This window comes from Blastomonas sp. UPD001 (genome assembly GCF_003426715.1).
GTDB lineage: Bacteria > Pseudomonadota > Alphaproteobacteria > Sphingomonadales > Sphingomonadaceae > Blastomonas.
On the sequence record NZ_QKVT01000001.1, the window covers coordinates 2,638,584 to 2,645,113 of the forward strand.

Genomic DNA, 6,530 nt, shown 5'->3' on the forward strand with positions numbered 1-6,530 from the left:
CCCCTCCCGCCAGCGGGAGGGGAGAGGGCGAGCTTCTCGAACACACACTGTGGACCGCCGAGGCCGAGGCCGAGCTCAGGAAGATCCCGTTCTTCGTGCGCGGCAAGGCGCGGCGCAACACCGAGCGCTTCGCCGAGGAGCGGGGCCTGGCGACGATCTCCCTTGAAACCCTGTATGATGCAAAGGCGCATTATGCCCGGTAAAGCCCGCACCGCACCCGCCCAGGGCCGCCATGCCGCAATCCGCGTGGTCTTCATCACGCTCGACAACCATCTGTCGGGCGCGGTCGACCGGGCCGAAACGCTACTGGTCAAAGACATGCCGGGCCTGACGATCGGCTTCCACGCCGCCGCCGACTGGGGCCGCGATCCCGGCGCGCTCGACGCCGCGCGTGCCGACATCGCGCAGGCCGATATCGTCATCGCGACGATGCTGTTCCTCGAGGATCACGTCCGCGCGATCCTGCCCGCGCTCGAGGCGCGGCGCGAACAGTGCGACGCGATGCTGGGCCTCATGTCCGCGGGCGATATCGTCAAGCTCACGCGCATGGGCGGCTATCGCATGGATGCACCCGCGCGTGGTCCGCTGGCGCTGCTCAAGAAGCTGCGCGGCTCGCCAAAACCTGGTGGCAATTCGGGCGCGGGGCAGATGAAGATGCTGCGCCGGCTGCCCAAGATCCTGAAATTCATCCCTGGCACCGCGCAGGACGTGCGCCACTATTTCCTGACGCTGCAATACTGGCTGGCGGGCAGCGACGACAATGTCGTCTCGATGATCCGCGGGCTGATCGACCGCTATGCCGCGGGCGAGCGCGCCGCGCTCAAGGGCACCACGCCCGCCCAGGCGCCGCGCGATTATCCCGAGATCGGGCTCTATCACCCGAGCCTGCCCGAGTGCATCACCGAGGACGCGGCGCGGCTGCCGTGCAGCGCCACGGCCCAGGGCACCGTCGGCGTGCTGCTGCTGCGCTCGTACCTGCTCGGCAAGGATGCCGGCCATTATGACGGCATGATCGCCGCGCTCGAGGCGCGCGGGCTGAATGTCGTTCCCGCCTTTGCCAGCGGTCTCGACGGCCGCCCGGCGGTGGCGCGATATTTCGTCCGCGATGGCCGCCCGGTCGTCGATGCAGTGATCAACCTCACCGGCTTCTCGATGGTCGGCGGCCCTGCCTATAACGATGCGGCGGCGGCGGAAGAGGTGCTCGCCGGGCTCGACCTGCCGTACATCGCCGCGCACCCGATCGAGTTCCAGAGCCTCGAGCAATGGGGCGCTCGCCACCAGGGGTTGTTGCCGCTCGAAGCGACGATGATGGTCGCGATCCCCGAGCTCGACGGCGCGGTCATGCCGCATGTCTTCGGCGGCCGGTCGGACGGATCGGGCGAACCCTGCCCGGGCTGCGCGCGCAAGTGCGTGTTCACCGCGCCCGATGCGATGCGCGCGATGCAGAGCTGCCCCGAGCGCGCCGAGGCGCTGGCGGCCAAGGTCGATGCGCTGGTCAGGCTGCGCCGTTCCGAGCGCGCCAGGCGCAAGCTCGCGATCATCCTGTTCAACTTCCCGCCCAATGCCGGCGCGACGGGCAGCGCGGCGCATCTCGCGGTGTTCGAATCGCTCCACGCCACGCTGCACCGGCTGGCGGCCGAGGGCTATGACTGCAATCCGCCCACCACCGTCGATGCCCTGCGCGATGCGATCCTCAAGGGCAATGCCGACCGGTTCGGCTCCGACGCCAATGTCGCGGTGCGCGTCTCGACCGACGACCATGTCTGCAACGAGCCGCATCTGCGCGCGATCGAGAAGCAATGGGGCCCCGCGCCCGGCAAGATCCAGAGCGATGGCTGGTCGATTCATGTGCTCGGCAAGCAGTTCGGCAACGTGTTCGTCGGCGTCCAGCCCAGCTTCGGCTATGAGGGCGATCCGATGCGGCTGCTGTTCGATGGCGATTTCGCCCCGACGCACGCCTTTGCCGCCTTCTATCGCTGGATCCGCGAGGAATTCCGCGCCGATGCGCTGCTGCATTACGGCACGCACGGCGCGCTCGAGTTCATGCCGGGCAAGCAGGCCGGGCTTTCGGGCGATTGCTGGCCCGACCGGCTGCTGGGCAGCATTCCCAATTTCTACCTCTATGCCGCGAACAACCCGTCCGAAGCGATCATCGCCAAGCGGCGCTCGGGCGCGACGATCGTGTCGTACCTCACCCCGCCGCTCGCCGAAGCAGGTCTGTACAAGGGCTTTTCGGACCTCAAGGCGCTGGTCGAACGCTGGCGCGCGCTGGCGGGCGAGGGCGTGGAGCGCGCCGCGCTCGAAATCATGATCCGCGATGCCGCCGCTGCACTCGATATCGACGGCAGCGATATCGCCGCGCTGGCGGGCAATCTCTACGAGCTCGAACGCGCGCTGATCCCGTTCGGCCTGCACGTGCTCGGCAGCCAGCCCGAGGGCGCCGAGCGCGAGGCGTTTCTCGATGCGCTGACCGCGGCCGATGGCGGTGCGGGCCGGGCGGAACTGGACGCCAGGCTCGCCGCCAATGACGAACTCGCAGCGCTGATCCATGCGCTCGACGGCGGCTATGTCCGCCCCGCGCCGGGTGGCGACATACTGCACAATCCCGAGGTGCTGCCAACGGGACGCAACACGCACGGCTTCGATCCCTTCCGCATCCCCAGCGCGTTCGCCTGCGTCACCGGCGCGGCCCAGGCCGATGCGCTGCTCGCCCGGCATGTCGAGGCGGGCGAGCCGCTGCCCGAGAGCATCGCGATGGTGCTGTGGGGCACCGACAATCTGAAGAGCGAAGGAACGCAGGTCGCGCAGGCGCTGCACCTGATGGGCGCGCGCCCGCGCTTCGACACCTATGGGCGTCTGGCCGGAGCCGAGCTGATCCCGCTCGCCGAGCTGGGGCGCCCGCGCATCGATGTCGTCGCGACATTGTCGGGCGTGTTCCGCGACCTGCTGCCGCTGCAGACGCGGATGATCGCCGAGGCCGCCTGGCTCGCCTCGACCGCCGAGGAGCCCGAAGCGCTCAACTTCATCCGCAAGCATTCGCTTAGCCATGCCGCCAAGATGGGCTGCGACATGGACACCGCGGCGCTCCGCGTCTTCTCGAATGCCGAAGGCGCGTACGGCGCGCAGGTCAACATGATGATCGACGGCGGCGCCTGGGCCGATCCCGACGAACTCGCCGAAGCGTTCGAGACGCACAAGGGCTATGCCTATGGCCGCTCGGGTGCGCCGATGAAGCAGCGCGAGCTGCTCGAAACCGCCCTGGCCTCGGTCGACTTCACCTATCAGAATCTCGACTCGGTCGAATTGGGCGTCACCGATATCGATCAATATGTCGATGCGCTGGGCGGCGTCAGCCGCTCGGTGGCCAGGGCGCGCGGCGGCAAGGCGGCGCCGGTCTATATCGTCGATGCCACCGAAGGCGCGGCCAAGGTCCGCACGCTCGCCGAGCAGATCGACCGCGAGACGCGCACGCGGATGCTCAACCCCAAATGGTACGAAGGCATGCTGCGCCACGGTTTCGAGGGCGTGCGCCAGATCGAGGGGCATGTGACCACGACCATGGGCTGGTCGGCCACCACCGGCCAGGTCGCCCCCTGGGTCTATCAGCAGATCAGCGAGACCTATGTGCTCGATGCAGAAATGCGCGCGCGGCTTGCCACGCTCAACCCCAAGGCTTCGGCCCGAGTGGCGGAACGGCTGCTCGAAGCATGCGACCGCCGGCTTTGGGAACCGGATGCCGCAACCCTGGCGGCGCTCCGCGCGGCCGCGGACGATATCGAAGACAGGCTGGAAGGCCTGATCGCAGCAGAATGACGGGAGAGAGTTGATATGAGCCTTCTGGACCATGGCAGTGCGCCGCCAGCCTTTGGCGAAGGCAGCACCCAGGTCGCGCTCGACCCGCGCGACGAGATTACCGGCGCCAAGGTGTTCGCCGTCTATGGCAAGGGCGGCATCGGCAAGTCGACCACGTCGTCGAACCTCTCCGCCGCACTCTCGCTGCTCGGCAAGCGCGTGCTGCAGATCGGCTGCGATCCCAAGCATGACAGCACTTTCACGCTGACCAAGAAGCTGATGCCGACGGTCATCGATGTGCTCGAAACCGTCGATTTCCACCACGAGGAGCTGCGGCCCGAAGATTACATGTTCGAAGGCTTCAACGGCGTGATGTGCGTCGAGGCGGGCGGTCCGCCGGCGGGCACCGGCTGCGGCGGCTATGTCGTGGGGCAGACGGTCAAGCTGCTCAAGCAGCATCACCTGCTCGAGGAAACCGATGTCGTGATCTTCGATGTGCTCGGCGATGTCGTGTGCGGCGGTTTTGCCGCGCCGCTCCAGCATGCCGAGCGCGCGGTGGTCGTGGCGGCCAACGATTTCGACAGCATCTTCGCGATGAACCGCATCGTCGCCGCCATCAAGGCCAAGTCGAAGAATTACGAGGTCCGCATGGCGGGCGTCATCGCCAACCGCTCGGCCGCAACCGACGAGATCGACCGGTTCAACGCGGCGACCGGCCTCAAGCGGCTCGCGCATTTCCCCGATCTCGACGCGATCCGCCGCAGCCGCCTGAAGAAATGCACGATCTTCGAGATGGATTCGACTCCCGAGATCGAGGCCGTGAAGAACGAGTATCTGCGCCTCGCCGCGACGCTCTGGGCAGGCACCGATGCGCTCGACGCGATGCCGATGAAGGATCGCGACATCTTCGAATTCCTGGGATTCGAATGATGGCGAGCCACGCACCCCGCTCGACCTATGACGCTTATCGCGGGCGGCTGGAGGATTATTTCGACCGCACCGCGCGGCAGAATTGGGTCGATCTGACGAGCGACACCAAGGTCAGCGGCATTCGCGCCACGGTGCGCGCCGGGCGCGACCGGATGCGCGCGATGCTGCTCGACTGGCTGCCTTATGACCTCAAGGGCAAGCGCATCCTCGATGCAGGGTGCGGCACCGGCGCGCTGGCCGTCGCCGCCGCGCAGCTCGGCGCAGAGGTGGTCGCGATCGACATTTCGCGCGGGCTGGTCGATGTCGCGCGCGAGCGCGCGCCTTCGGGCCTCTCGATCGACTGGCGCGTCGGCGACATGCTCGATCCGGCTCTCGGACATTTCGACCATGTCGTCGCAATGGATTCGCTCATCCATTATGAAACCGGCGATATCGTCGATGTGCTCGCGGCGCTCGCCGACCGCGCGCCGTCGATCGCCTTTACTTTCGCACCGCGGACACCCTTGCTCGCGGCGATGCATGCCACCGGGAAGCTCTTTCCCAAATCCGATCGCGCGCCTGCGATCGTTCCGGTGGCCGAAGCGAAGCTGCAGAGACTGCTTGCCCAGCGTCTCCCCAGCCATGGCATCGCCGCGAGCGAACGCATTGTCAGCGGCTTCTATACCAGTCACGCGATGCTGGTGGCGCGCGGATGAGCCTGTCGGGCGCCTCGACCCGGTTCTTCGCGGGCCTGGGAACGCAGTTCCTGCCGTTCGCCGATGCCGCTAGCGCGGAGCTGCCGATGGGCCGGTTGCTGCGCCTGTCGCTGTTCCAGGTCACGGTGGGCGTGGCGACGGTGCTGCTCAACGGCACATTGAACCGCGTGATGATCGTGGAGTTGGGAACACCGGCGTGGCTGGTCGCGCTGATGATCGCGATCCCGCTGCTCGTCGCGCCGTTCCGCGCGCTGATCGGGCACAAATCCGACTATCACAAGTCGATGCTCGGCTGGCGGCGCGTGCCCTATATCTGGTTCGGATCGCTGCTCCAGTTCGGGGGCCTCGCGATCATGCCTTTCGCGCTGCTGCTGCTCTCGCGGGGCGACACCTTCACCATCGGGATGATCGCGGGCGCGCTCGCGTTCCTTTTGACCGGGCTCGGCATGCACACCACGCAGACCGCAGGCCTGGCGCTGGCGACCGATCTCGCGCCCGAGGATACCCGCCCGCGCGTCGTCGCGCTGATGTTCGTGATGCTGCTGGTCGGCATGATGGGCGCCGCCTTCGTGATGGGCTCGCTGCTCGCCGATTTCAGCGCCACCCGGCTGGTCGCGATCGTGCAGGGCGCGGCGATGTTCACCATGGCGCTCAACGTCATCGCGCTGTGGAAGCAGGAGGCGCGCGCGCCATCGACCACCCGCCCAGATCGTGCAACGCCCAAATTCTCCGTCGTCTGGCGCGAATTCACCTCCGAGGCGCGCAATGCCCGGCTGCTGCTCGCGATCGGCTGCGGTACCGCAGCGTTCAGCATGCAGGACGTGCTGCTCGAGCCGTTCGGCGGCGAGGTGCTCGGCATGTCGGTGGGATCGACCACCTCGCTGACCGGATTGTGGGCTTTCGGCATGCTTGTCGCCTTCGCCCTTGCTGCGCGGCGGCTGGGCACCGGGGCCGATCCGCTGCGGCTCGCAGGCTTCGGTGCGGCGATCGGCATGCTGGCCTTTGCGATGATCCTGTTCGCAGCGCCGCTGGAAGCGAGCTTCCTCGTCTTTTCGGGCGCGCTGACCATCGGGCTGGGCGCAGGCCTGTTCTCGGTCGGCACCTTGAGCGCGA

General features: G+C 67.4%; 4 protein-coding genes and 1 pseudogene. All 5 read left to right on the forward strand.

The features are described from left to right. Positions 1 to 203, forward strand: a pseudogene (locus DM995_RS22385) (ferredoxin:protochlorophyllide reductase (ATP-dependent) subunit B); the annotation flags it as partial. Next, a complete protein-coding gene (locus tag DM995_RS13400) occupies positions 193 to 3,813 on the forward strand; it encodes a magnesium chelatase subunit H (RefSeq protein ID WP_116969745.1) in 3,621 nt (1,206 codons plus the stop codon). The pseudogene DM995_RS22385 and the gene DM995_RS13400, both read left to right, overlap by 11 nt. A gap of 15 nt (positions 3,814 to 3,828) precedes the next feature. Then, positions 3,829 to 4,722, forward strand: coding sequence for a ferredoxin:protochlorophyllide reductase (ATP-dependent) iron-sulfur ATP-binding protein (gene bchL / locus DM995_RS13405; protein ID WP_023837636.1), 894 nt, complete (start codon positions 3,829 to 3,831; stop codon positions 4,720 to 4,722). Continuing rightward, a complete protein-coding gene (bchM, locus tag DM995_RS13410; protein ID WP_116969746.1) occupies positions 4,722 to 5,417 on the forward strand; it encodes a magnesium protoporphyrin IX methyltransferase in 696 nt (231 codons plus the stop codon). Before bchL ends, bchM begins: the two co-directional genes overlap by 1 nt. Beyond that, positions 5,414 to 6,530, forward strand: a 1,117-nt coding sequence (locus tag DM995_RS13415) for a BCD family MFS transporter (RefSeq protein ID WP_116969747.1), incomplete at its 3' end; no start/stop codon positions are given. The genes bchM and DM995_RS13415, both read left to right, overlap by 4 nt.

Coding starts and splice junctions, on each gene's coding strand:
- bchM (WP_116969746.1), top strand. CDS start 4,722: ATGGCGAGCCACGCACCCCGCTCGACCTATGACGCTTATCGCGGGCGG.
- bchL (WP_023837636.1), top strand. CDS start 3,829: ATGAGCCTTCTGGACCATGGCAGTGCGCCGCCAGCCTTTGGCGAAGGC.
- DM995_RS13400 (WP_116969745.1), top strand. CDS start 193: ATGCCCGGTAAAGCCCGCACCGCACCCGCCCAGGGCCGCCATGCCGCA.